22 protein-coding genes are annotated in these 24,254 nt (G+C 65.0%); 7 read left to right on the plus strand and 15 right to left on the minus strand.

Going from position 1 to position 24,254, the window contains the following annotated elements:
- The first annotated feature begins 238 nt into the window (after positions 1 to 238).
- Positions 239 to 1,216 (plus strand): threonine/serine dehydratase, encoded by a 978-nt coding sequence (locus tag LB523_RS20880; protein ID WP_224606530.1) that lies wholly within the window; start codon positions 239 to 241, stop codon positions 1,214 to 1,216.
- 243 nt (positions 1,217 to 1,459) lie between these two features.
- On the opposite strand, the gene LB523_RS20885 is transcribed toward LB523_RS20880, so the two are convergent.
- From LB523_RS20885 to LB523_RS20900, 4 genes are read right to left on the minus strand one after another with little or no spacing between them, the layout of a single operon-like run.
- Positions 1,460 to 2,596 carry an ABC transporter permease gene (locus LB523_RS20885; protein ID WP_224606533.1) on the minus strand — a complete coding sequence of 379 codons (1,137 nt, stop codon included), beginning with the start codon at positions 2,594 to 2,596 and terminating at the stop codon, positions 1,460 to 1,462.
- A complete protein-coding gene (locus tag LB523_RS20890) occupies positions 2,593 to 3,513 on the minus strand; it encodes an ABC transporter ATP-binding protein (protein WP_095770115.1) in 921 nt (306 codons plus the stop codon). The genes LB523_RS20885 and LB523_RS20890 overlap by 4 nt, the downstream gene beginning before the upstream one ends.
- Positions 3,510 to 4,463: an HlyD family secretion protein gene (locus tag LB523_RS20895; protein ID WP_224606536.1), complete on the minus strand. Its 954-nt coding sequence runs from the start codon at positions 4,461 to 4,463 to the stop codon at positions 3,510 to 3,512. The genes LB523_RS20890 and LB523_RS20895 overlap by 4 nt, the downstream gene beginning before the upstream one ends.
- The gene (locus tag LB523_RS20900; RefSeq protein ID WP_224606540.1) at positions 4,460 to 5,161 is read right to left on the minus strand and encodes a CerR family C-terminal domain-containing protein; all 702 of its coding nucleotides are present in this window, start codon (positions 5,159 to 5,161) and stop codon (positions 4,460 to 4,462) included. Before LB523_RS20900 ends, LB523_RS20895 begins: the two co-directional genes overlap by 4 nt.
- 90 nt (positions 5,162 to 5,251) lie before the next feature.
- Between LB523_RS20900 and LB523_RS20905 the strand changes: the two genes are divergently transcribed.
- Together LB523_RS20905 and LB523_RS20910 are read left to right on the plus strand one after the other, a co-directional pair.
- The gene (locus tag LB523_RS20905; RefSeq protein ID WP_224606543.1) at positions 5,252 to 5,725 is read left to right on the plus strand and encodes a CYTH domain-containing protein; all 474 of its coding nucleotides are present in this window, start codon (positions 5,252 to 5,254) and stop codon (positions 5,723 to 5,725) included.
- A complete protein-coding gene (locus tag LB523_RS20910; protein WP_224606546.1) occupies positions 5,722 to 6,654 on the plus strand; it encodes a CHAD domain-containing protein in 933 nt (310 codons plus the stop codon). Before LB523_RS20905 ends, LB523_RS20910 begins: the two co-directional genes overlap by 4 nt.
- A gap of 188 nt (positions 6,655 to 6,842) precedes the next feature.
- Here the strand turns inward: LB523_RS20910 and LB523_RS20915 are convergent, their stop codons facing one another.
- Positions 6,843 to 7,628, minus strand: a complete 786-nt coding sequence (locus LB523_RS20915; protein WP_224606549.1) for a helix-turn-helix domain-containing protein — start codon at positions 7,626 to 7,628, stop codon at positions 6,843 to 6,845.
- Positions 7,629 to 7,741: 113 nt separating this feature from the next.
- Here LB523_RS20915 and LB523_RS20920 point away from each other — a divergent pair, with 113 nt between their 5' ends.
- Together LB523_RS20920 and LB523_RS20925 are read left to right on the plus strand one after the other, a co-directional pair.
- Positions 7,742 to 8,599, plus strand: coding sequence for an ATP/GTP-binding protein (locus LB523_RS20920; RefSeq protein ID WP_224606551.1), 858 nt, complete (start codon positions 7,742 to 7,744; stop codon positions 8,597 to 8,599).
- Positions 8,600 to 8,768: 169 nt separating this feature from the next.
- On the plus strand, positions 8,769 to 9,695 hold the full coding sequence (locus LB523_RS20925) for a DMT family transporter (RefSeq protein ID WP_224606553.1): 927 nt from the start codon (positions 8,769 to 8,771) through the stop codon (positions 9,693 to 9,695).
- Positions 9,696 to 9,704: 9 nt separating this feature from the next.
- On the opposite strand, the gene LB523_RS20930 is transcribed toward LB523_RS20925, so the two are convergent.
- From LB523_RS20930 to LB523_RS20945, 4 genes are all read right to left on the minus strand, one after another.
- Entirely contained in the window at positions 9,705 to 11,426 is a 1,722-nt protein-coding gene (locus tag LB523_RS20930) for a SulP family inorganic anion transporter (protein ID WP_224606555.1), read from the minus strand.
- A 132-nt stretch (positions 11,427 to 11,558) separates the two neighbouring features.
- Positions 11,559 to 11,828, minus strand: a complete 270-nt coding sequence (locus tag LB523_RS20935; protein ID WP_095770123.1) for a helix-turn-helix domain-containing protein — start codon at positions 11,826 to 11,828, stop codon at positions 11,559 to 11,561.
- 91 nt (positions 11,829 to 11,919) lie between these two features.
- Positions 11,920 to 12,621 carry a phosphatase PAP2 family protein gene (locus LB523_RS20940; RefSeq protein ID WP_224606557.1) on the minus strand — a complete coding sequence of 234 codons (702 nt, stop codon included), beginning with the start codon at positions 12,619 to 12,621 and terminating at the stop codon, positions 11,920 to 11,922.
- A gap of 18 nt (positions 12,622 to 12,639) precedes the next feature.
- A complete protein-coding gene (locus LB523_RS20945) occupies positions 12,640 to 12,978 on the minus strand; it encodes a hypothetical protein (protein WP_224606559.1) in 339 nt (112 codons plus the stop codon).
- A 251-nt stretch (positions 12,979 to 13,229) separates the two neighbouring features.
- Between LB523_RS20945 and LB523_RS20950 the strand changes: the two genes are divergently transcribed.
- Together LB523_RS20950 and LB523_RS20955 are read left to right on the plus strand one after the other, a co-directional pair.
- Entirely contained in the window at positions 13,230 to 15,227 is a 1,998-nt protein-coding gene (locus tag LB523_RS20950; RefSeq protein ID WP_224606561.1) for a PhoX family protein, read from the plus strand.
- Positions 15,228 to 15,663: 436 nt separating this feature from the next.
- Complete coding sequence (locus tag LB523_RS20955; RefSeq protein WP_224606564.1) at positions 15,664 to 16,701, plus strand: phosphatidylglycerol lysyltransferase domain-containing protein; 1,038 nt, start codon at positions 15,664 to 15,666, stop codon at positions 16,699 to 16,701.
- A gap of 363 nt (positions 16,702 to 17,064) precedes the next feature.
- Here the strand turns inward: LB523_RS20955 and LB523_RS20960 are convergent, their stop codons facing one another.
- The 6 genes from LB523_RS20960 to LB523_RS20985 form a co-directional block, all read right to left on the minus strand.
- Positions 17,065 to 17,826, minus strand: coding sequence for an ABC transporter permease (locus tag LB523_RS20960; protein ID WP_224606567.1), 762 nt, complete (start codon positions 17,824 to 17,826; stop codon positions 17,065 to 17,067).
- Positions 17,823 to 18,749 carry an ABC transporter ATP-binding protein gene (locus LB523_RS20965; RefSeq protein WP_095770129.1) on the minus strand — a complete coding sequence of 309 codons (927 nt, stop codon included), beginning with the start codon at positions 18,747 to 18,749 and terminating at the stop codon, positions 17,823 to 17,825. The genes LB523_RS20960 and LB523_RS20965 overlap by 4 nt, the downstream gene beginning before the upstream one ends.
- A 624-nt stretch (positions 18,750 to 19,373) precedes the next feature.
- Positions 19,374 to 21,074 (minus strand): phospholipase D-like domain-containing protein, encoded by a 1,701-nt coding sequence (locus LB523_RS20970; RefSeq protein WP_140845278.1) that lies wholly within the window; start codon positions 21,072 to 21,074, stop codon positions 19,374 to 19,376.
- 977 nt (positions 21,075 to 22,051) lie between these two features.
- Positions 22,052 to 22,795, minus strand: a complete 744-nt coding sequence (msrA, locus tag LB523_RS20975) for a peptide-methionine (S)-S-oxide reductase MsrA (protein ID WP_140845279.1) — start codon at positions 22,793 to 22,795, stop codon at positions 22,052 to 22,054.
- 311 nt (positions 22,796 to 23,106) lie between these two features.
- Positions 23,107 to 23,391, minus strand: coding sequence for a hypothetical protein (locus tag LB523_RS20980; RefSeq protein ID WP_140845280.1), 285 nt, complete (start codon positions 23,389 to 23,391; stop codon positions 23,107 to 23,109).
- An 87-nt stretch (positions 23,392 to 23,478) separates the two neighbouring features.
- The gene (locus LB523_RS20985) at positions 23,479 to 24,186 is read right to left on the minus strand and encodes a DUF1223 domain-containing protein (protein WP_224606570.1); all 708 of its coding nucleotides are present in this window, start codon (positions 24,184 to 24,186) and stop codon (positions 23,479 to 23,481) included.
- Between the last annotated feature and the right edge of the window lie 68 nt (positions 24,187 to 24,254).

Here is a 24,254-nt window from a genome sequence, read left to right on the forward strand (position 1 = left end):
CTGTCCGAAAGGACGACCAGGATTCATTCGGTCTCCTTCCCACTTCAACCATACACCAGAACCAACACACAGGATTCCAGGGTCTGCGCGCGTCGCTCCGCTCCTTGCTCCGCCCTGGAATGACGAAGGTGACAGCCGCTGGCGCATCTTCCAAAACCTTGTCTCCATCACATTTTTTCGTTGGCGCAACGCCTCGGTTTGCGTGCACCATGACGGGGCTCATCCCGCGAGGCCCATCATGCTCACCCTGCCCGGCATCTCCGACATCCGCGCCGCCGCCGAGCGGCTTTCCGGCCTGATCGTCGAAACGCCGCTCATCGAATCGCCCGAGCTCAACGAGCGCTATGGCGGCCGCATTCTGTTCAAGCCCGAGACGCTGCAGCGAACCGGCTCCTTCAAGATCCGCGGCGCCTATAACAAGCTGTCTACCCTGAGCGAGGAAGAGCGCGGCCGGGGCGTCGTCGCCTTCTCCTCCGGCAACCACGCGCAAGGCGTGGCGGCCTCGGCCGCCATGTTCGGCGCCAAGGCGGTGATCGCCATGCCGGCCGATGCGCCGGCGCTCAAGGTTGGCAATGTCCGCAAGATGGGCGCCGAAGTGGTGCCGTTCGACCGCTTCAAGGACGACCGCATGGCGGTCGTTCGCCCCTATATCGAAAAGGGCATGGTGCTGGTGCCGCCCTTCGACGATCCTGCCATCATCGCCGGCCAGGGCACGATCGGCCTGGAGCTGATGAAGCAGGCGAAAGCGCTCGGCGTGGCGCTCGACGCCGTCGTCGTTCCTTGCGGCGGCGGCGGCCTGTCGAGCGGCATTTCCGTCGCGGTCAAGGATGCTTCGCCGAGCACGCAAGTTTGGGCGGTCGAGCCCGAGCATTTCGACGACACGCGCCGCTCGCTGGCCAAGGGCGAGCGGGTCGCGAACGAGCCCGGACGCACTTCGATCTGCGATGCGCTGCTCACCGCCGAGCCGGGCGCCATCACCTTCGAGATCAACCGCCGGAATCTCGCCGGCGCCATCGCCGTCTCCGACAAGGCGGCCGCCCAGGCGATGCGCGACGCCATGGCCCATCTCAAGCTTGTGGTCGAGCCCGGCGGCTGCGTCGCGTTTGCCGCGCTCGCCTCCGGCGAGATCGACCTTGCCGGCAAATGCGTTGCCGTGATCCTTTCCGGCGGCAATGTCGATTTCGGCACCTATGCGGAGATCATGGCGGCGGCATAGAGGCGCGGCCTGCACGCGAGAATCGTTGTGATCCTTCGCGCCCCCCTCTGTCCTGCCGGACATCTCCCCCACAAAGGGGGGAGATTGGCAGTTTCGGCGCCTCGCCCATCTCTGCAACGTTTGAGGTTGGCGACGGTCGGCGAGGCGTCCGATCTCCCCCCTTGTGGGGGAGATGGCCGGCAGGCCAGAGGGGGGCGCTGTCCCGCCAGCCTTAGGCTTTTGTGCGCAAGATTTTCCGTGATCTCAATCCAGCGTGCGCCTGAACCGCACCAGCGCCACGCCGGCAAACAATGCCACGAACACCACCAGCCAGCCGACTTCCGTCGCCACCGCCGGCAGCTCTGCCCCTTTCAGCATGACGGCGCGGGTGATGCGCAAAAAATGCGTCAGCGGGAAGATCTCGCCAAAGGTCTGCGCCCAGCCCGGCATGCCGCGATAGGGGAACATGAAGCCCGACAGCATGATCGAGGGCAGGAAGAAGAAGAAGGTGAGCTGCAGCGCCTGCATCTGCGTGCGCGCAATCGTCGAGATCGTGTAGCCGAGCAGCACCAGCGACAGCACGAACACCAGCACGGTCGACAGCAGCAGCGACAGCGACCCCATGAAGGGAATGGCAAACAGCAGCTTCGCCGCCGCCAGCACCACCACCACCTGCACCGCGCCCACCACCAGGTAGGGCAGCACCTTGCCCATCATGATCTCCAGCGGGCTCGACGGCATGGCCAGCAGGTTTTCCATCGTGCCGCGCTCGGTCTCGCGCGTCAGCGCGATCGAAGTCATCATCACCATCGTCATCTGCAGGATGACGCCAAGCAGGCCGGGCACGATGTTGTATTGCGAGATGCCTTCGGGATTGTAGCGCCGGTGCACGACGACATCGAGCTGGCCGCGCGCCGCCTCCTTGGCCGTTTCCTCAGTGCCCTGTGCCCTGAGCAGCGCCTGGCCGGCCACGGTGCTCAGCGTCGAGATCGCGCCGCTGGCCACCGCCGGGTCGGTGGCGTCGGCCTCGATCAGGATCTGCGGGTTGTCGCCGCGCTCGACGCGGCGCGCGAAATCGGCGGGGATGGTGACGACGAAGGAGACGTCGCCACGCGCCATCAGGAACTCGGCTTCCGCCGCACTTTGCGCGACATGGTCGAAGCGGTAGTAGCCCGTCGTCTGCAGCGCCGAGACCATCGCCCGCGTGTAGGGATCGCTGCTGGTCGCCACCAGCGCGGCCGGCAGGCTCTTCGGGTCGTTGTTGATCGCATAACCGAACAGCACCAGCTGGATCAGCGGCACCCCCAGCATCATAGCGAAGGTGATGCGGTCGCGCCGCATCTGGATGAATTCCTTGATGAGCAGCGCGCCCAGCCTGGCGAAGGAGAAGACCGCTTTCATGCCATATTGTCCTTCGAGCCCGCCATGAACTGGATGAACACATCCTCGAGGCTGGTCTCGCCTGGCTTCACGGTGACGCCCTTGTGTTCCTTCTCGACGTCGGCCAGCGCCTTTTCGAGCGCCGCCTTGTCGGAGCCGACGACATGCAGCGTCGCGCCGAACGGCGCCACCTGGTCGACGCCGGGCCTGCCTTGCAGCGCCTCGGCCACCTGGTCGAGCCGCGGCCCCTGCAAGACGAAAGTGGTCAGCCCGGCATTCTTCACCACCTCGTCCACGGTGCCGGTGGCGAGCATCTTGCCGTAGGAGATGTAGCTGATGCGGTGGCAGCGCTCGGCCTCATCCATGTAGTGGGTGGAGACGAGCACGGTCAGCCCGCCGCCGGCGAGGCGATGGATCTCGTCCCAGAACTCGCGCCGCGCCTTCGGATCGACGCCGGCCGTCGGCTCGTCGAGCAGCAGCAGCTTCGGCTCGTGCATGATGCAGGCGGCCAGCGCCAGCCGCTGCTTCCAGCCGCCGGAAAGCGTGCCGGCCAACTGGTTGCGGCGGCTGGCCAGGCCGAGATCCTGAAGCGTGCGCGAGACATACTCCTCGACCGGCCTCAGCCGGTAGAGCCGCGCCACGAATTCGAGGTTCTCGCCGATCGTCAAATCCTCGTAGAATGAGAATTTCTGCGTCATGTAGCCGACTTCGCGCTTGATCTTGAGCGCGTCGGTGCGGATGTCGAAGCCCAGCACCGTGCCGTCGCCTTCGTCCGGCGTCAAAAGCCCGCACATGATACGGATGGTCGTCGTCTTGCCCGAGCCGTTCGGCCCGAGGAAGCCGACGATCTCGCCTTCGGCGACCGTCATCGTCACATGGTCGACGACGGTCTTGTCGCCGAAGCGCTTGACCAGGCCGCGAACGTCGATGGCGTTCATTGCCCGAGATCCGCAAGATCGACATCGACGATCTGGCCGGGCTGCAGCGGTCCGGCATCACCCTCCGGCCGCGCCTCGACGAGATAGACCAGCTTCTGCCGGTTCTCCAGCGAGTAGATCACCGGCGGCGTGAATTCGGGGTCGGGCGAGACATAGCTGACGCGTGCCTTCAGTCCCGTCCCGCAGCCGTCGCAACGGACGTTGAGCTCGGTGCCGACCTTGACCGCCGAGAACGCGCTTTCGGGCACATAGACGCTGAGCTTCACGGCGCCGTCCGGCAGCATCGAGATCACCGGCGCGGTCGGCCCGGCTGTGTCGCCTGGATTGCGGATGACGTCGTTGACGCGGCCAGGCGAGGGCGCCGCCAGCACCCGCTTCGACAGCCGCCACTCGGCCTGCTCAAGGGTCGACCGCGCCTGCTTGACCTGGTTGTCGGCGGCCTTGATGGTCTCGGCCCGCGCAGGCAGATTGCCGACGGCGAGATTGGCTTCCGCCTGGCCGACCTGGGCGTTGGCGGTCTCCAGCGAAGCCGAGGCGGTGTCGTAGTCGGCCTGGGTGCCGGTGCCGCGCTTGTAGAGGTCGCTGGCGCGGTCGTATTTGCGCTTGGCGTCGGCCGCCTGGGCTTTGGCCATGTCGACCTCGGCCTTGAGCACGGCGATTTCCTCGGGGCGCTTGCCGACCTGAAGGTCGGCAAGCTGCGCCTGTGCCTGCGCAAGCGCGGCTTTAGCCTGCGCAACCTCGATCTTGGCGTCGGCGTCTTCCAGCGTCGCCACCGCCGTGCCGTTCTCAACGCGGTCGCCGCGCCGAACCGACACCGTCGCCACCTGGGCCACTTCGATCGGCGCCATCAGCACATATTCGCCTTCGACATAGCCGACGGCCAAAGGTGCGGCCGGCGCGCAGGCGCCGAACAATTGGGCCGCGAGCGGCAGCGAACAAAGAAAGCTCATGATTTGCCCTTCTTGCCGGCGGCCCCCCGCGCGGCCAGCATTGCCCTGAGGTTGTCGGTTGCGACCGCCACCACCTTGGCGGCCTCTTCATTGCCGATGTCGCGCCAACCCATCCGGCGCATCACCGCCTCGCGGCCGATGCGGAAATAGATGACCTGGCCGATCATGGTGAAGACGGTGAGCTTGGTCGCTTCGCTCTCGGCCGGCTCGCCGGTCGCGTGTTCCCAGACCTGGCACAGCCGCCGGTGCGTCGGCTCGAACACGCCGGCATAGATGCGGTCGAGCGCGGCGGTCGGATGCGAGAGCTCGCGAAGTACGAATTGTACGATCTCGCCGGCCTGCGGACTGGCCACGACGAAACCCACCATCCGCTCGAGCGCCGCGAAAAGCTGCGCCCGGGCTGCTTCCGGGTCCAGGGGAGCCGTTGCTTGCACGCCGCCCAGCGCCTGGCCGGCAATTCCCTGGATGGTGTCGACGATGAAGTCGGCAGCGGCGGCGCGCAGGCCCTCCTTGCCGCCGAAATGATAGGCGATGGAACCGATATTGGCCTTGGCCTCGGCCGCGATCTGCCGCGTCGAGGTGCCGTCGAAACCCTTTCGCCCGAACAGCCTGAGCGCCGCGTGGACAAGCGCCGCGCGCGTTTGATCGGCGGTGCCGACCTCGCGCTGCGGCCTTCTTGCGATTGATCGTTTGTTCATACCTACACTTTAATCAATCGATTGATTAAAGTCAAATTTGGCCTCGACTCGGCTTGCCTTCCTGGCCCTCACAGGCTTTAGTGCCCGGCCATGAGCAAGGAAGTCGAGCGCAAATTCCTGGTCTCCAGTCCCGCCTGGCGCGGTGAGGTCGAGGCGGAAATCCGCATTCGTCAATTCTATGTCGCCGCGCAGCCCGGCCGCACGGTGCGGGTGCGCATCAGCGACGGGCGCTCCGCCAAGCTGACGCTGAAGTTCGGCGACAGGGCGCGCGAGCGCGACGAATTCGAATATTCGATCCCGCTTGCCGAGGCCGAGGAATTGATGGCGTTCGCCGTCGGACGTGTCATCGAGAAGACACGCCACCATGTTAGACACCGCGGCTATCTCTATGAAGTCGATGTTTTCGGCGGAAAGCTCGCGGGGCTGGTGATCGCGGAGCTGGAGACGCCGGAGGACGTATCTGACGAAATGCTGCCCGACTGGCTCGGTCGCGAGGTCACCGGCGAGTCGAGGTTCTACAACGCGTCGCTGGCCCTCGGGGGGATTCCGGAGATCGCCGCATGAGCTTCCGCATCGATCCGCGCTTGCCGCTGACCGGCGAGGTCAGGCGCATATTGGCCGACGAGATCGGCAAGGCAGTCGCTCATCTCGAGATGGCGCGCGAGAAACCGGAGCAGGGACTGCACAAATGCCGCAAACGGCTGAAAAGCGTGCGCGCCTTGCTACGCCTGGTTCGTTCCGGGAACGAACCGTTCTGCCAGACCGAGAATGAATGTTATAAGCAGGTGTCGGCGCTGCTGGCCGGCCCGCGCGAGGCGACCGCCTTGATCGAGACCGTCGACCGCTTGGCCGATGCCTTTCCGGAACAATCGGCAGGCGGCGGTCTCGACCTCGTGCGCGAGCGGCTGGTGCTGCGACAGCACGAGCTCCACGCCGGTCCGAGCCTCGACGCGGCCATCAATGCGGCGATCGCCGCATGCCGGGAAGGCCTGGAGCGCATCGACAGGCTGACTTTGCCCGACCAGCCGGAGCAGGCGGCCGACATATTGGCCGACGGCGCCCGCGCCACCTTGCGGCGGGCGAAGAAGGCGCTGGACAAGGCGGAATCACGCGGCGCGGCCGACGATTTTCACGACCTGCGCAAAGCGGCAAAGACCCACGCCATGCATCTGTCGCTGCTCGGCCGCCTGTGGCCGACGCCGATCAAGGCGCGCCGCAAGGCGGTCGACAGGCTCGGCGAGCAGCTCGGCGAATTGCACGACGTCTTCGTCATCTGCGCCCTGCTCGACGCCGAAGGCGAGCCGCTCGGCCCCGCCGACGAGACGAAGCTTCTGCGCAAGCTGCTGAAACGTGCCGAAAAGAGCCTGGCCAAGGCCTGCCTTGCCGATGCCGCCGAGCTGTTCGGCGACAGCCCCAAGCGCTCGGCCAGGAGATTGGCCCGCAAGGCGCGGGACGATCTTTCTGGACTGCGAGAAGAAGCGAAGGCGGCTTAGCGCGGCGTGTCTCCTTCTCCCCTTGTGGGAGAAGGTGGCCGCGAAGCGGCCGGATGAGGGGTGCTCCAGGGAACGAGGCGTTGGCGATTGCGGCTTTGGACGAGCGCTTCGGCCAAGCTGGAACACCCCTCATCCGTCTCGGCGCTGCGCGCCGATCCACCTTCTCCCACAAGGGGAGAAGGGCAGCGCTACGCCGGCAGCGCTCGTTTCTCCTTCGCCGCCCTGGCGCCCGCATCCCTCGGATGCGGCCCGATCGGCATGATCGCCGGAAACGGCGTCGCGCCGAAGGCGAAGGTCCATTTGTAGCCGGTGAGCTGGTCTTCGGGCGTGGTGTGCTGGTCGTGATGGGCAAGCAGCCTGGCGCGTTCGGCGAGCTCCTCGGCCTCGCGGCGCAGCATCTCGGCCGTTTCCGGCCGCATGCGCCTGGAAAAGCTGATGAAGGTCGCGGCCTGCTCCATATGGCCGATCGCCCAGCCGATGAAGTTCTTGTTGGTCATCTCGAAATGTGGCTTCAGCGGCCCCTCGAAATCCCACTGGATCGGCGCGTCGATCAGTAGCCTTGCCGACAGGCCGCGCCCCAGCGCCACCAGCCCGAGCTCCTCGAGGTCGCGCAGGTAGAGGAACATCGAAGCTTCGCTCAGGCCTTGCGAGCGCATGATGCCTTCGGGCGTGAACTTCTCCGACAGCATGACGAAGACGAAGAGCAGCGCCGGCCGCGCCGCCAGCCGGCGCTCGATCTCCGGCGCGATGCGGTTGGCCGGACCCGGCCCGCGGTTCATTGCGCCGAGAACGTTCTCCAGCTCGACATCGGCGGCGGCGCAGATCTCCATCAGCCGGTCGAGCTTGCAGTTCTTCTCATGGAAGATGCGCTTCACCGTCGGCTCGGAAACGCCCATGCGCTCGGCCAGCGTCCGGTAGGTCAGGCCCTTGGCCTTCAGCGTCCGTTTCAGCGCCTCGAAGATCGGACCGTTCATGGAATGCACCTCGTTCGCGCGAATTCGTATTGAATTGCGATACTAGTCTCGTTCCGGCTTCCAGGAAAGTATCGAAAACCCTAGCTCTCTGCCGTCATCACCGGAGAGCACCCATGAAACACCTCATCGCTTCAACCGTCTTCGCCGCCATCGGCGCTGTGTCCGCCGTGCAGGCCGGCGAGCTCTGGCGGGCCACCGGCTTCGAGCAGCCGGAATCCGCGCTGGTCGATGCCGCCCACAACCGCATCATCGTCTCCAACATCGTCGGCAATCCGGGCGCGGCGGACGGCAATGGCTATTTGTCGCTCTTGTCGATGGACGGCAAGGTCATCTCTCGCCGCTGGGTGGACGGCATGGACGCGCCCAAGGGCATGGCGATCGCCGGCGGCAAGCTCTACGCCGCCGACATCACCAAGGTGCGCGTCGTCGATCTCGCCAGCGGCAGACTGGTCGAGACCATCGATGTGCCCGGCGCCGTTTTTCTCAACGACATGACCGCCGACAGTGCCGGCAAGGTCTATGTCAGCGACATGCTGGCCGACACGATCTACCGCATCGACGGCGACAGGCCGGAGCTGTTCGTCAAGGATGCGCTGCTCGCCTCGCCGAATGGCGTGTTCGCCGATGGCGGCAGGCTGATCGCCGCGTCCTGGGGCAAGGGCATCAACAGGACCGATTTCAGCACCGCCGAGCCCGGCGGCCTGCTGTCGGTCGACCTTGCCACGAAGAAGATCACGCCGCTGCCCGGGGCCCAAAAATTCGCCGATCTCGACGGCGTCATCGCCATTGGCGACACCATCTACGCCACCGCCTACATGACCGGCACGCTCTACAGCTACAAGCCCGGCGGCGCGCCGACGGTGGTAGCGCAGTTCAAGCCGGGCAGCGCCGATATCGGCACGGACGGTAATGCGACCATCTATATGCCGTTGATGGGCGAGGGCGAGGTCGCGGCGCTGTCAATGGATTAAGCATGTCGTGGCGGAGAGCATTGCAACGCCGGCGGGACAGCGTTTCGCATCTCGGCACTCAGCGATGAGGCGAGCTTTTCGCCTCGCCGCTCGATATTGGACCGCCATGTCGGTGCGGCTGCCATCTGGTTTCGCCACCCGCTCCGGACTATTCGGCGGTAACCCTCATGTGAGCAAAGCCGTGAAGACATCCAGCCTGAACGGCGCCGTTTCACCGACGATCCCGGTGCTCGTCTGCGCGCTGGCGATCTTCCTGCTGTCGGGCATGGATGCGGCGATGAAGTCGCTGGTCATCGCGGTCGGCGTCTACAATACGGTGCTATGGCGCAGCATGGTCGCGACCGTGGTCGCGGGCGCGGCCTGGTCGACGGGGCCACGCTCGAAACCGACCCTCCCGGTGCTCGGTCTGCATGCGCTGCGCGCCGTCATTGTCGGCATCGTCCTAGTCTCGTTCTTCTGGGGCCTCGCCAGGCTGCCGCTCGCCGAGGCCATAGGCCTGAGCTTCGTCGCGCCGTTGTTTGCGCTTTTCCTCGCCGCATTGTTGCTGGGCGAGCGCATTAGGCGGCAGGCGGTGTGGGCGTCGCTGGCCGGCATCGCGGGCGTCTTGATCATACTGGCCGGCCAGTTCGGGCAGGCAGGCCATTCGCAGGATGCGCTTTTGGGCACGGTCGCCGTGCTCGTATCGACGGTCTTCTACGGCTACAATCTGATTCTCGCCCGGCGACAGGCGCTTCTGGCCAAGCCGGTCGAGATCATGCTGTTCCAGAATATCTTCGTCGGGATCATCCTGGGTTGCGCGGCGCCTTGGCTTGCGGTTGCGCTGCCGAGAGAACTTTGGCTTCCCTTGGCAGGCGTGGCGATGCTGTCGCTCGCCGGGCAATTCCTGATGAGTTGGTCCTACGCCCGTGCCGAAGCGCAATATCTCATCCCGACAGAATACTCGGCCTTCATCTGGGCGATCGCGCTCGGCTGGTTCTTCTTCGGCGAGAAGGTGGCCTGGACCACGCTGGCGGGCGCATGTCTCATCGTCGCCGGCTGCCTGATCGCCGCACGGGCCAGCCCCAAGCTTGCCGAGCCGATCGAAGCGACCGTTTGAGCAGGGCGCCTACGCCGTCTCCGCTTTTCCGCCCAGCTGCGCCCGCGCGTCACGGATCGAGGCTGCATAGGTCACCAGCGGCCGCTTGACGCCATGGCTTATCAGGGTGCGCCTGACTTGCGACGAGGCGCCCGCGATGATGAAGCGTCCTCCGGCGCGCCTTGCGTTGTTCGCCGTGCTTTCGATGACGTTTGCCGCGGTCGAATCGAGGAAGGGCACAGCCGAGCAATCGAGGATGAAGTTCCTGTGCTGGTCGGCGATACGGTCCAGCACGGTCGCGATCGTTGCCGCAGCGCCGAAGAAGAACGCCCCCGATATGCGATAGATGACGGTATCCGGATCGGTGGCGGCGGCGAGGTCATAGGCAACGCGCCCGCCATTTGCGGCGTCGGCGCGGTCCTCCGTCACCGGCGGGACATGTGCCTCCACCTCGACCGAACGCGCCATCCGCCCGATGAACAGCAGAGCGCCCAGCGCAAAGCCGACCACGATGCCGGTGGTGAGGTCGCGGAAGATGACAAGTCCGAAGGTGACCAGAAGCACCAGGGCGTCGCCCCAGGACGATCGGATCAGCGCCAGGAAGGCGGGCTTCTCCACCATGTTCCAGGCCACCGTGGCCAGCACCCCGGCAAGCGCCGCCAGCGGGATGTAGCTGGCAAGCGGCGCAGCCACCAGCATGAACAGCAGCAGGAAGGCGGAATGGAATATTCCCGACAACGGTCCATGCGCGCCCGCGCGGATGTTGGTCGCCGTGCGCGCGATCAGGCCAGTCACGCAGATCCCGCCGAACAGCGCCGAGCCGATATTGGCGATGCCCTGTGCCACCAGTTCGCAGTTGGAGCGGTGCCGTCGTCCGGTCATACCGTCCGCGACCACGGCGGAAAGCAGCGATTCGATTGCTCCGAGCAGAGCGAAGGAAATTGCGTCGGGCACCACGGAGACGAGCTTCTGCGCATCCAGCGCCGGAAGAGCCGGATCCGGCAACATCCGCGGAATGCCACCGAATTGCGTTCCGATCGTCTCTACGGGAAGACCGAGAAGCGTCGTCGCCAGCGAGGCCGCCGCCACCGCGATCAGGAGGCCCGGCCACGAAGGGCGCCAGCGCTTCATGGCCACGATGATCCCTATCGTCAGCGCGGCGAGCGCAATGGCCGCCGGGTTTGCCGTTCGGGCCGCCTTGCCGAGCGCGATAAGCCGCGGCAGCAGGTCGCCTGGCTCCTTGCCCGGCAGCGTCAGGCCGAACAGGTCGTGCAACTGGCTGGACAGGATGATGACGGCGATGCCCGCGGTGAAACCCACCGTCACCGGATACGGAATGAACTTCACATAGGCGCCGAGCCTCAGATAGCCGGCCGCGAGCAGGAAGACGCCGGCTATGAGCATTGCCAGGATCAGCCCGTCGACACCGTGCCGGTCGACCGTCGAGGCCACGACCACGATGAAGGCGCCGGCGGGCCCGCCGATCTGGAAACGGCTGCCGCCGAGCGCGCCGACGATGAAACCGCCGATGATCGCCGTAAACAGTCCGCGCTCGGGCTCCACATGCGAGGCGATCGCGATCGCCATCGACAGCGGCAACGCCACGATGGCGACTGTCAGGCCGGCGATCACATCCGCCCTCAGCTGCTTGAGGTGGTAGCCCTCGCGCAGCACCGTCACCAGCTTTGGTGTGAACAGCTCGGCGAAGGTCGGCCGTGCTTGGTGGTGAATTGCCCGCCGCGCCTGATCCATGAACTGCTTCCGCTCCACAGGGCGGCGGGATCGTCGGCTGGATGTCGGCGGTCGCCGTCGCGATAAACCGTTGCGACGCCGCATCGCTGCCCGAAAACCGGTAACGGTTCCCGAGGCGGATGCGGTTGCGGCTCAGCCCTGCGGGTTCTGCGCCACGGTGGCCTTGAGGCGCACGCCCCTGCCGCCGCGTTCGCTGGTCTGGTTCTCGCCGATCAATTCCACCCCGACCTCATCGAGGGCATGGATGACCTTCATCAGCGTGTCGACGACGCCTCGCACGACGCCCTCGCTCGCTTCCATACGCTGTATCGTCGGAAGCGAAACGCCGGCGCGCTCGGCAAGCGTTCGCTGGTCGATACCGGCCAACGCCCTTGCGGCGCGCATCTGCGCAGCAGTGATCATCGGCCAGAACCTTTGTCTGAGTCTGCGATATCAATGGATAATACAAGCATAGTGATGTTTCAAGCGTCATTTAATGTAGATGAGACATCGGTTATTCGCTATCCTTAACGACCTTGCGTCGCTGCAGCAGCCGCGCCGCAAGCCAGCACAGCATGGCCCAGGCAAAACCTGCGCACCAGCCGGCAAGCACATCGGACGGCCAATGCACGCCGAGATAGACGCGGCTGGCGCCGACCAGCACGGTGGTGAGCACAGCAAAGCCGAGCACGAAGACCTTGGTCGTCCGGTCCGGCAGGAAGCGGGCCGCCAGCGAGCCTAGCGTCAGATAGGTCACGGCCGACAGCATGGCATGCCCACTGGGGAATGAGAGCGAGGTCTCGGTGACGAGATGCGAGACGAGATCGGGCCGCGGCCGGTCGACCTCGAGCTTGAGCAGGCTGGAGAGCGCTTGCCCGCCGGCGACGGCCGCGAACATGAACAGGGCTGTCGAGGGCCTGCGGATCAGGAGCAGATAGGCGATCGTCGCCGTCGTGATCAGCACCAGCACAGCGGTGCTGCCCAGCGCGGTGACATCGCGCACCGCGCCCTCCAGCCAAAGCGGGCCGATCGGACTGTCCGGCTGCCCGGCATGGCGGAAGGCGAGCAGGATTTCCGTGTCGAAGGCGTGCGGGGTCGTGGCGCGCGCCACCTCCATGAGTTCCACCAGGCCCCATAGCCCGCCGGCAATCACCAGCCCGGCCAGCAGCACCGGGAATTCCAACCTGTTGAGGAGCGCGTTGGCGGTCGATTTCATTCGGGCCCTCGGGTCCAGCTACAGCCGCTGGATATAGGGCCCGAGCGTGATCAGCGCGACCGCGGCGATCGCCAGCACCATGCCGATCGCCTGCAAGGCATTGAGCCGTTCGCCGAAGAAGGCGATCGCCACGACATTGACCGCGACAAGCTGGATCACCGCCGATAGGCTGAACGACACCGACATGCCGAATTCCCGCACCAGCCTCAGCATGATCAGATTGCCGGCCGAGTAGAGCGCCAGCGTCAAAAGCAGCTTGGCCAAGCTCGGCGCCAGCCCCCATTGCTTGGCCGCCATCGCCGCCAGCAGGAATATCACGGTCGAAATGCCGAGCTGCGCCAGTCCCCAGAAACTCACCCGCCATCCCCTTTTTCAAGCGCCGTCGCCACGCCGGTAAGCCCTTGTTTCCGAAGCGGGCGATGTCGTCAAGCTGACCACAGCCAAGCGCAGGCGCTCAAGGGACTGAAGCCGGGTGTCGCAAAAGCCGCCGCGAGCCGGCAAACAACTATTGCGGTTCTATCACGGCAGTGTCACGAAAATGTGATCGGCGCGCTTTAGGGGTCGAAAGGTCAAAATCCCCAGCCACTCAGAAGCCAGAGGACAAACTCATGACCGTGACCCCTGAGACCCGTTTTCGGACCAGCCAGCTCGAGGAAAATGACGGCCCGCCGGTGAACCCGACCGACAACCGCACCATGGGCGAGATCATCGCCGCGCGTTCCTCGCGCCGCGGCTTTCTCATGGGGTCGCTGGCCGTGTCGGCCATCGCCGCCACCGTCAGCCCGCTGGCGCTGATTGCGGCCGACGAGGCGCGCGCCGCTGAGGCTTCGGCCTTCAAGTTCGACGAGCTCGAAGCCGGCATCGACGACAAGCACCATGTCGCGCCCGGCTATGACGCCGACGTGCTGTTGCGCTGGGGCGATCCGCTGTTTGCCGATTCACCTGACTTCGATCCGCTGAAGCAGTCGGCCGAAGCCCAGGCAAGACAGTTCGGCTACAACAACGACTATGTCGGCTATATTCCGATCGACGGCTCGGCCGAGCACGGCCTTTTGGTCGTCAACCACGAATACACCAATCCGCATCTGATGTTCCCCGGCATCGTGTCAGTCGTCGAGAAGGACGGCAAGAAGAAGGCCGAGGTGGCGCCGCTCTCGAAGGAGCAGGTCGATGTCGAGATGGCCGCGCATGGCGGCACCATCGTCGAGATCCGCAAGCAAGGCGGCAAATGGCAAGTGGTGCGCGACGGCAAGCTCAACCGCCGCATCATGTCGACAACCGAGATGGCGCTCGCCGGGCCGGTCGCCGGTCATGACCGCGTCAAGACCAATGCCGATCCGTCCGGCACCAAGGTCTTCGGCACGCTCAACAATTGCGCCGGCGGCGTCACGCCATGGGGCACCTATGTGATGGCCGAGGAGAACATCCACGGCTATTTCTCGGGCGAATTGCCGGAGGGCCACAAGGAAGCCGCCAATTACAAGCGCCTCGGCATCCCCGAAGGCGCTTATGAGTGGGGCGCGCATTACGACCGCTTCAATCTTGCCAAGGAGCCGAACGAGCCCAATCGCTTCGGCTGGATCGTCGAGGTCGACGTCAGCGATCCGAACTCGACCCCGAAGAAGCGCACCGCCATGGGGCGCTTCAAGCATGAGGGCGCCGAGTCGATCGTCGCCAAGGACGGCCGCGTCGTCTTCTATCTCGGCGACGACGAGCGCTTCGACTATGTCTACAAATTCGTCACCAAGGGCACGTTCAACCCCAATGACCGCGCCGCCAACTTGGACCTGCTCGATGACGGCACGTTGCATGTGGCCAAATTCGCCGAGGACGGCTCGGTCGAATGGATGCCGATCGTTTTCGGTCAAGGCCCGCTGACGGCGGAGAACGGCTTTGCTTCCCAGGCCGACGTTTTGATCGAGACGCGGCGCGCCGCCGACCTGCTCGGCGCCACCAAGATGGACCGGCCGGAGGATATCCAGCCCAATGCCGGCAACGGCAAGGTCTATGTCATGCTGACCAACAATTCCAAGCGCAAGGCCGAGCAGGTCGACGCCGCCAATCCGCGCGCCGAGAACGCTTTCGGCCACATCATCGAGATCGTCGAGGATGGCGGCGACTTCGCCGCCACCAAGGGCAAATGGGAAGTGCTGTTGAAATGCGGCGATCCGTCCGTTGCCGATGTCGGCGCCACTTTCTCGACCGCGACCACCGCCCATGGCTGGTTCGGCATGCCGGACAATTGCGCCGTCGATTCCGCCGGGCGCCTGTGGGTCGCCACTGACGGCCAGGGCCCGAAGGCCACTGGCCGCACCGACGGTCTCTGGGCGGTCGATACCGAGGGTGCCGCGCGGGCAACGTCGAAACTGTTCTTCCGCGTGCCGATCGGCGCCGAAATGTGCGGCCCGCTATTCGCGCCGGATGACCAGACAGCTTTCGTCGCCGTCCAGCACCCGGGCGACGGCGGCGAGGACTGGGAAGGGTTCGGCCGCCCGTCCTATTACGAGGATCCGTCGACCCGCTGGCCGGACTTCAAGCCGGACATGCCGGTGCGGCCGTCCGTCGTTGCGATCACGAAGCAGGGCGGCGGCAAGATCGCGGTGTGACGCGCTGAGGTTGCAGCTTTGAGTCGCGGACGTCGGGGATTGGGCGCAAGCCTCCCCGACGTCGTCAATCGCAGGGCGAAACAGGAGAGAAGCTCCGTCGCGAAGACCCTGGTATCCTTGCCGTTACCTTCCCCAGGGCGTGCAACGGAACAGAATTCTGCGCCGTGGCGGCGCTTCCAAGTCACGAGCATGGATTCTATCGTCTGCCCCGCGTCGCCTCGTTTTGCTCCACCATAGAATGACGATGCTGGGGCGGCTTCAACCCTACGCTGCCGCTCTGCGGCCGACGGGCCATAGCGGACCCTTTGGGACATTTGCTCTTCATTCGCCGCCAATTGCATCCTATATCGCGCTGGCGCGACGTGGCCGCAATCGGCCGCGCCGGCGATTCGCGACCTGAGGGCGGCAGGTCATCCATTCTTGGCACGCGGAGCTCATGGCGCCCCTGCGCATCTATTTCGACAGGCTTCTCGATGCCGTGGCGCCCAAGGTCCCGCGGCGCGAGCTGACGGACGACGAACGCCTGGCGCTGGTGCGCCGTTACGGCGATTTCTCGCTCGCCTATTCGACGGCCGTGCAGCAGAAACTGTCCTATTTCAGCGATGGCGACGGCTACATCGCCTTCGGCACCAAGATGAGCCATCATTTCGCGCTTGGCGATCCGGTGGCGGACCCGGCCGACCGTCCGGCCTATATCAAGCGCTTCGTCGAGGCCGCAGGCAGCCCCTGGTTCGTCCAGGTCGGCGCCGACACGGCCAAGGTGCTCGCCGGCCTCGGCTACCAGGTCAATCGCCTCGGCATCGACACCAGGCTGCCGCTGCCTGCGCATAATTTTTCCGGCAAGCGCAACGAGACCGTGCGCTATTCCGAGCGCTGGCTGACGAAGAAGGGTTTTACCCTCACCGAGGACAAGGGCGACGGGCTGCAGGACGAGATCAAGCAGCTTTCCGCCGACTGGCGCAAAGAGCGCATCATCAAGCGCTGGGAAATGGGTTTCCTCAACCGTCGTTTTTCCGAAGAGATCGGCGCCGACATGCGCCGCTTCCTCCTGCACGGACCTGAAGGCCGGCTTCTCGCCATCCTCGACTTCGATCCGTTGTTTCGCGACGGCAAGGTCATCGGCTACACCACCTCCTTCAAGCGCAAACAGGTCGATGCGACGCCACATGCCGAGATCGGCCTGACCAAATTCGCCGTCGACCGCTTTCGCGAGGAGGGCGTCTCACAGGTGACGCTCGGCCTCTCGCCGCTGCTCGATATCGAGCCCAGCGGCTTTGCCGAATCGAGCTTCTGGCGCGGCACCTTCCAGCGCGCCTATAACTCGCCCTGGGTCAACCGCTCGCGCTTCAACCTGCAGGGCCAGGCGGCCTTCAAGCGCCGCTTCCACGGCGTCGAGGAGCCGACCTATATCGCGTTCCGCAAAGGGACCTTCGTGGAAATGCTGGGCCTGCTGCGGCTGATCAAGGCGGTTTAGAGCAGGTTCTTTCCTCTCCCCACTTCGTCTACCCTATGCACACATCTTCTGTGAGTGACTGGTGAGGCCGAAACTTGATTGCCACGTGGTTCCCCCAATCCGTCGCTGCTTCGCAGCGCCACCTTTCCCCCCTCCGGAGGGAAAGGAAGGGAGCCTTGCTAGACGAGCGTCGACGGCAAAAAGCTTGGCGCCTTTCCTCTCCCCCGTCGATCGGGGGAGAGGTGGCTCGGCGAAGCCGAGACGGAGTGGGGGTCGACCAGCGCTACGTTGGACAATGCTTGCGCCAAGCTGCCGTGCACGCTATCGCCAAAGGCCAGCTGCTCGGAATATGTGCATAGCGTAGCCATGGGGAGAGGAACTCCGTCAGTTTCTCAACCGGTAGCCGGTTTTAAATATCCACGCGACGATCGCGATGCAGATGGCCAGGAACATCACCGTCATGCCGAGGCTGACGCCGACCGAGACGTCGGCCTTGCCATAAAAACTCCAGCGGAACCCGCTGATCAGGTAGACGACCGGATTGAACAGCGTGATCGTCTTCCAGATGCCGGGCAGCATGTGGATCGAATAGAAGCTGCCGCCGAGGAAGGTGAGCGGCGTGACGATCAAGAGCGGCACCAGCTGCAGCTGCTCGAAGGTCTTTGCCCAGATGCCGATGATGAAGCCGAACAGGCTGAAGGTCACCGCCGTCAGCACCAGGAAGGCAACCATCCAGAAGGGATGCTCGATCCTGAGCGGCACGAACAGCGCCGCGGTGGCCAGGATGATCAGGCCGAGCATGACCGACTTGGTCGCAGCACCCCCGACATAGGCGATGATGATCTCCAGATAAGAGACCGGCGCCGACAAAAGCTCGTAGATCGAGCCGACGAATTTCGGGAAATAGATGGCGAAGGAGGCGTTGGAGATCGACTGCGTCAACAGCGACAGCATCATCAGGCCGGGCACGATGAAGGCGCCGTAGGCGATGCCGTCGATCTCGGTGATGCGTGAGCCGATGGCCGAGCCGAAGACGACGAAATAGAGCGATGTCGAGATGACCGGCGAGATGATGCTCTGCAGCACCGTGCGGAAGGCGCGCGCAATCTCCACCCGGTAGATCGCCCATACCGCGCGCAGGTTCATGGCTCTTGCCTCAGAAGATTGACGAAGATCTCTTCGAGCGAGCTGTTCTTGGTGTCGAGGTCGCGGAACTGGACGCCGGCCGCCTCGAGGTCGCGGATCAGCGAGGCGACGCCCGGACGGTCACTCTGGTTGTCATAGGTGTAGGTGAGCTGGTTGCCGTCGTCCGACAGCTCCAGTGAATAGTGCGAAAGCCCGTCCGGAACGGCGGCAAGCGGCGCGCGCAGCTCCAGATTCATCTGCTTGCGGCCGAGCTTGCGCATCAGCTCGGCCTTGCCTTCGACCAGGATGATCTCGCCCTTGTTGATGACGCCGACGCGGTCGGCCATCGCTTCGGCCTCTTCGATGTAATGCGTGGTGAGGATGATGGTGACGCCGTCCTCGCGCAGGCGCCGCACCATCGCCCACATGTCCTGGCGCAATTCGACATCGACACCGGCCGTCGGCTCGTCGAGGAACAGCACGCGCGGCTCGTGCGACAGCGCCTTGGCGATCATCAGCCGGCGCTTCATGCCGCCCGACAGGGTGATCGCTTTGGAATCCTTCTTGTCCCACAGCGAGAGGTCGCGCAGCACTTTCTCGACGAAGGCCGCGTTGGGCGCCTTGCCGAACAGGCCGCGGCTGTAGTTCACCGTGGCCCAGACCGTCTCGAAGGCGTCGATGGTGAGCTCCTGCGGCACCAGCCCGATCAGGCTGCGCGCGGCGCGGTAGTCGCGGCCGATGTCGTGGCCGTCCACCGTGACAGTGCCCGACGAGCGGTTGACGATACCGCAGACGATCGAGATCAGCGTCGTCTTGCCGGCGCCGTTCGGCCCCAGCAGCGCGAAGATCTCGCCGCGCTCGATATCGAGATTGATTTCCTTCAGCGCCTTGAAGCCGGTGGCATAGGTTTTCGTGACACCGGAGATCGAGATGATGGATGACATGCTGAAATACGGCCGGCTGGAAAAGGTGATCTCATATAGGTCGGATGCCGCCGGGTGCAACTGTCAATCGCCGCTGCTGCTGACAGTTCTGGACAGGGAGCGCCCAATTGGCGGCCCTTGCCAGACCAGGTATACCGGCCGCGGCGACTGGAGCGCCGCCGCCCACGACAGATTCTTTCTCCCCATTTACGCCACGGCATGCACACATTTCCGAGCGGCTGGCCTTTGGCGATAGCGTGCATGGCAGCTTGGCGCATGCATTGTCTTATGTAGCGCTGGTCGAACCCCCACTCCGTCTCGGCTTCGCCGAGCCACCTCTCCCCCGATCGACGGGGTAGAGGAAGGGCGCCAAGCTTTTTGCCGTCAACGCCCCTCCAGCAACGCTCCCTTCCTTTCCCTCCGGAGGGGGAAAGGTGGCGCTGCGAAGCAGCGACGGATTGGGGGAACCACTTGGCAATCAAGCCTCGGGCCGATCAGTCGCGCCAGGAGAAATGCCGGCAGGGCAATGAGGGGCGGCGCTGACCTGTCAGGCAGTTATGGGTCGGCGGTTAGCCGCAGATGCCGGCGCTGCCCCTCATCCGTCACTTCGTGACACCTTCTGCCCGTGGAACGGGGAGAAGGAAATCAGGTCTGCGTCCAGAACGCGATCTCCTGCGCCTTGGTCCTGAGCTCGGTCTTCAGCCACTGGTCGTCGTCGTCGAGATAGCTCCACGGCGTCCTGCCTTGGGCCCGCATCTCGCGGATGTAGGAGCGGTAGCGGTAATGGCTGTAGACCGACATCGCATAGGTGGCATAGGCGGCGGCAAGCTTCCTGTGGCCGCGCACGATCACCAGGTTCTCGTCGTTCTTCTCGCTCGCCGGCGCCGAGAAATTATGGCTGCCGGTCACCACCACGCAGTCGTTCGAATGCGGGTCGGTCACCAGGATCTTCGAGTGCACGATGGCGTGGCCGATCTGCGACAGGAAGCTCCGCCGGTTGACCTCGGCGATCCACGGCCCGAGCGGCGCGTCGAGGCCCTGCGGCTGCGCCACCGCATAGCGGTCGGGCGTGAATTTCCGGTCGCTGCTCACCAGGTCGATGTCGAGGAAGTTCTGATCGGTGCCGCCCTCCTCCGCGCTCAGCGTCGAGACCACACCGCGCACATACATGCCCTTTTCCCTGGCACGCTGGCCGGCCAGCGTGTGCAGCCCCTGCTTGCCCGGCGTGAACATCAAGAACAGCACCGCCTGTTTGGCCGAGGCGATGACGTCGCGCAGCGCCGCCATGTCGGCGCCATCCGAGGTGCGGGTGAACCACACCGTCGTCTTGGCGGTCCCGACCGTGAAAGTCTTGGGCGCGTCGTTGTCCGCCATCAGCGCCGGCGTGAAATTGGCCGGGTCGGTCTTGGGCGGCGAGGCGTCCTTCAACAGGTCCCAATGCTTGCGGAAATGCGCCGCGACCGCCGCGTCCTCGATCAGCAAGCCGTTGTTGACCTGCGTGCACAGGCCGGTCGTGCTCCAGTTGGTGCTGCCGGTCCACGCCATCTTCGGCTCGCCGTCCTTGGACGCGACGACGAATTTGTTGTGGCCGAGGCCTTTCGATTTCAGCATCCGGTCGATGGTCGCGATGCCGTGGTCGTTGAGGTTCTTGCGCGCCTCCTTGTTGCCGTCGCCGCTTTTGTCGGAGCCGTTGGCGAGGATGAGATGGAGCCGCGGCCCGAGCCCGATCAGCGCCGTCTCCAGCGTCGCGTCGCCGAGCTCGTAGAGCGCGGCATGCAGCTCGTCGCCGGCGACCTGCGTCAGCCCGACCATGCGCAGCCCGAGATCGCCTTCGAGGAAAGCGCGGAATTTTGCGTCGCCATTGGTCTGCAGGCTCTTCTTGAAGGCCGCGGGCGACAGCTTGTTCTTGGCCATGTAGCGGGCGACGAATTGCGACAGCACCAGGCCGCGGTTGAAGTAGCAGGAAAAGCCGCCGCCGGCGTCGGTGGCGAGCGTCGCCCAGTCCGTCCAGTCGCTCGACACCCCCTTGGTCAGCGGCTTGCCGGGTCCGGCGCTCATCATCGCGGTCACCCGGTAGCGCACGACATTGCCGACATCGGCCGCATGGTCGGTCCAGTTGAAGCGCTGGAACGGCCAGACATCCGACGGCCTGTGGTCGCCCGATTTCGGCTTGTCCTTGGTGAAGCCGACGCGGTTCTCCACCGGCTCGATCCTCTCGCTCGCGCCGGCCTTGCGGCCGCGCTCGAGCAGAAAACCCCGGCACCCGGCGATGAAGTCGCTCGGTGCCCAGGCGACGAAGGCGTCGTCGCCATTGGTGTAGACGGAGACTTTTATGTCGATGGCCATCTGTCGTTCCTCCCCATCGTCGTCGTTCCCGAAGCGCGGCCGGCATGCCCGGCCCAACAATGCAGCCAACAAGAATCCGCCCCGGAAGCAGCGCTCCGGATCAGCTGAAACAGATTTTTCGAAAGAGTGACGGCGATGATTATGTGGCGGCAGAAGATCGGATGTCAATGTTTTGCAGCGTCAAGTATAATTCTATGAACTGCTTCACATTGTGTTCTGTTTGCCAGCAAAACAAAGGGCGATGGTTTTGCTACCATCCGGAGCCAGCCTCGTCATTCCAGGGCGGAGCAGCCGCGAAGCGGCGTCGCGCAGTCCCTGGAATCCGTGCCGTGGACCTTGATCGAAGGATGTAGCCGGGCAGAATTCTGCAGCGTTGCGGCGCTCGGACGTCACGGAATGGATCCTCGGGTCTGCGCGCGTCGCTGCGCTCCTTGCTCCGCCCGTGGATGACGATCGCGATGGGCGTTGCGGCCAATCGCCAAGGCATGCCACCCCAACGCGGACACATACCCCAGCCTCGTCATCCCAGGGCAGAGCAGCCGCGAGGCGGCGCCGCGCAGACCCTGGAATCCGTGCCGCGACCTTGATCGAAGGATGCAGCCGGGCAGAATTCGGCACCGTGAGCGGCGCTCGGAAGTCACGGAATGGATCCTCGGGTCTGCGCGCGTCGCTGCGCTCCTTGCTCCGCCCGTGGATGACGATCGCGATGAGCGTTTCGACCAATCGCCAAGGCATGCCGCCTGCCGACCGCGGACATACCTGACAGTCGAAAAATCCCAGCTTCGTCATTCCAGGGCGGAGCAGCCGCGAGGCGGCGTCGCGCAGACCCTGGAATCCATTCCGTGACCTTATGAAGGCTGCAGCGGAGCAGAATTCTGTACCGTAGCGGCGCTCATACGTCCCGGAATGGATCCTCGGGTCTGCGCGCGTCGCTGCGCTCCTTGCTCCGCCCGTGGATGACGACGAGCGGGTGTCGCTCAGCTCTTGCTGGAGGCCAGCACCAGCACCGGCTTCTCGCTGTAAAGCTTGGGGAACAGCGCCTTCAAATTCTCGATCTTGGGCAGGTCGTTGTAGACGATATAGGGATAGGTCGGGTTCAGCGTCAGGAAGTCCTGATGGTAATCCTCGGCCGGATAGAAGGTCTTGCCGGTTTCGAGCGTGGTGACGATCGGCTTGCCGAACACCTTGGCCTTGTCGAGCTGGGCGATATAGCTCTCGGCGACCTTCTTCTGCTCGTCGTTCTCGGCGAAGATCGTCGAGCGGTATTGCGTGCCCTGGTCCGGCCCTTGGTAGTTCAACTGCGTCGGATTATGCGCGACCGAGAAATAGACCTGCAGCAGCTGGCCGTAGGTGACCTTCGACGGGTCGTAGGTGATCTCGACGGATTCGGCGTGGCCGGTGCGGCCGGTGCCGACGACTTCATAGACGGCGTTTTCGGCGCTGCCGCCGGTATAGCCGGACACCGCCTTGCTGACGCCCTTGACGTGCTGGAACACGCCCTGCACGCCCCAGAAGCAGCCGCCGGCGAAGATCGCCTTCTCGGTGCCGCTTGCCGCTTTCTCGTCCAGAGCCGGCGGCGGGATCACCACCGCGTCCTCGGCCGAGCGGGCCGGTGTCTGCCACAGAGCCGCTGCCGCCACGGCCGCAAGGCCGAGCACTGCCAACGCGCTGCGGGCGAAGAATGGCGATCGCCGCGCGGCCTTTGCCTTTATGCCGTTCATGTCCTGATCTCCTGTTGTTGCTTCATTATATACGATCGAAACCGCGAAGCGGTTCTCACTTTGCCGTGCGGCCAATGGCCGAGGGCGCTCCCCCTCTCCGTCTCGGCTTCGCCGAGCCACCTCTCCCCCGCCTCTGGCGGGGGCGAGGAACCCAGGCGTACAAAGGCCGCGTCCTCCGCGATTGGCGTTTCCTCGCCCCCGCAAAGCGGGGGCGAGGTGGATCGGCGCGCAGCGCCGAGACGGAGCGGGGGCTGCGCTGCCCTGTGCGATTGCCTCGCAGGCCGGCGACGCAAGCGGATCGCAAGCTTACCTTACTGGGCGGTGGTGTCCGCTGGCTTCATGGCATCCGTCGCAGGCTTCATCGCATCCGCCGGCTTCATCGCATCCGTCGCGGGCTTCATCGCTTCGGTGCTCATCGCATCAGGCTTCATGGCATCGGCGGGTTTCATGGCGTCCGTCGCCGGCTTCATGGCGTCGGTCGCCATCGCGTTGGCGGGCTTCATCGCATTGGCCGTGTCGTCGGCGCGGGCGCCGGCGACGAAGACGGACGCGGAAAGCGCGAAGGCCAGCGCCGGCAGCGTGAGGAACTTGGACATGGGTCGTACTCCTTGGGTTTTGGCGCGTGCATGCGGGCCCTGGTGAAGCGTTGCCGCGCATGCGGCCCCGCGCGAAGAGAAGGAAAATCAGTTGGCGGCCGCGGCCAGGATCGGTCCGCCGCGCGGCGCCTGCACCAGCACCGCGGTGCTCAAGCCGCCGGCGGCTGCCGGCAGCGGCAGCGTCGTCGCCGTGCCGTTCCAGCTGCCGAGCTTGGTCAGCGCATGAACGACATTGGCGTGCGGCAGCGTGCGGCCGGTGTTCTCGCCGCGCGCCACCGGCACCTCGACGACGCCTCTCGTGTAGCGCACCAGCCAGATGTCGGCGCCGCCGCCCGGCGCCTTGCCGGCGCCGATGCTGACCTTGCCCTGCCCAAGCGAAAGCTCCGGCCCCTGCGTGCGACCGCCCTTGCTGGTCTGACTTCGGGCGATCAGGCTCTGGATCTCGCCCGGCGCGGCGCCCACGCCGTCGCTTCTGCCGTTCACCACCACTTGCGGCGTGAACGGCCCGTCACGGCCGAGCGACGGCTCGTAGGTCACCTGGCGTTCCGTGAATTCCTTGCGGCCGAACGTGTCCTTCCAGCCGAGATAGTCCCAATAGGTGACGTTGAACGACAGCGCCAGCACGCCCGGCTGGTCCTTGACCTTGATCAGGTTGGCGTTGGCCGGCGGGCAGGATGAGCAGCCCTGGCTGGTGAACAGCTCGACCACGGTGAGCGGCTGCGCGGTCGCCGCGCCCATCGTGGCCGCGAGCATCGCGCCGGCGAGCAGGGCCATCCTTGTTGTCGATCCGGTCATGGGAAGCAGTCTCCGTTGCGGGGTCATGCTTCAATTCGTCGTGGTCGAGAGATTCGTTACAGCTTCAC

The organism is Mesorhizobium sp. ESP-6-4 (assembly GCF_020164735.1).
Lineage (GTDB): Bacteria > Pseudomonadota > Alphaproteobacteria > Rhizobiales > Rhizobiaceae > Mesorhizobium.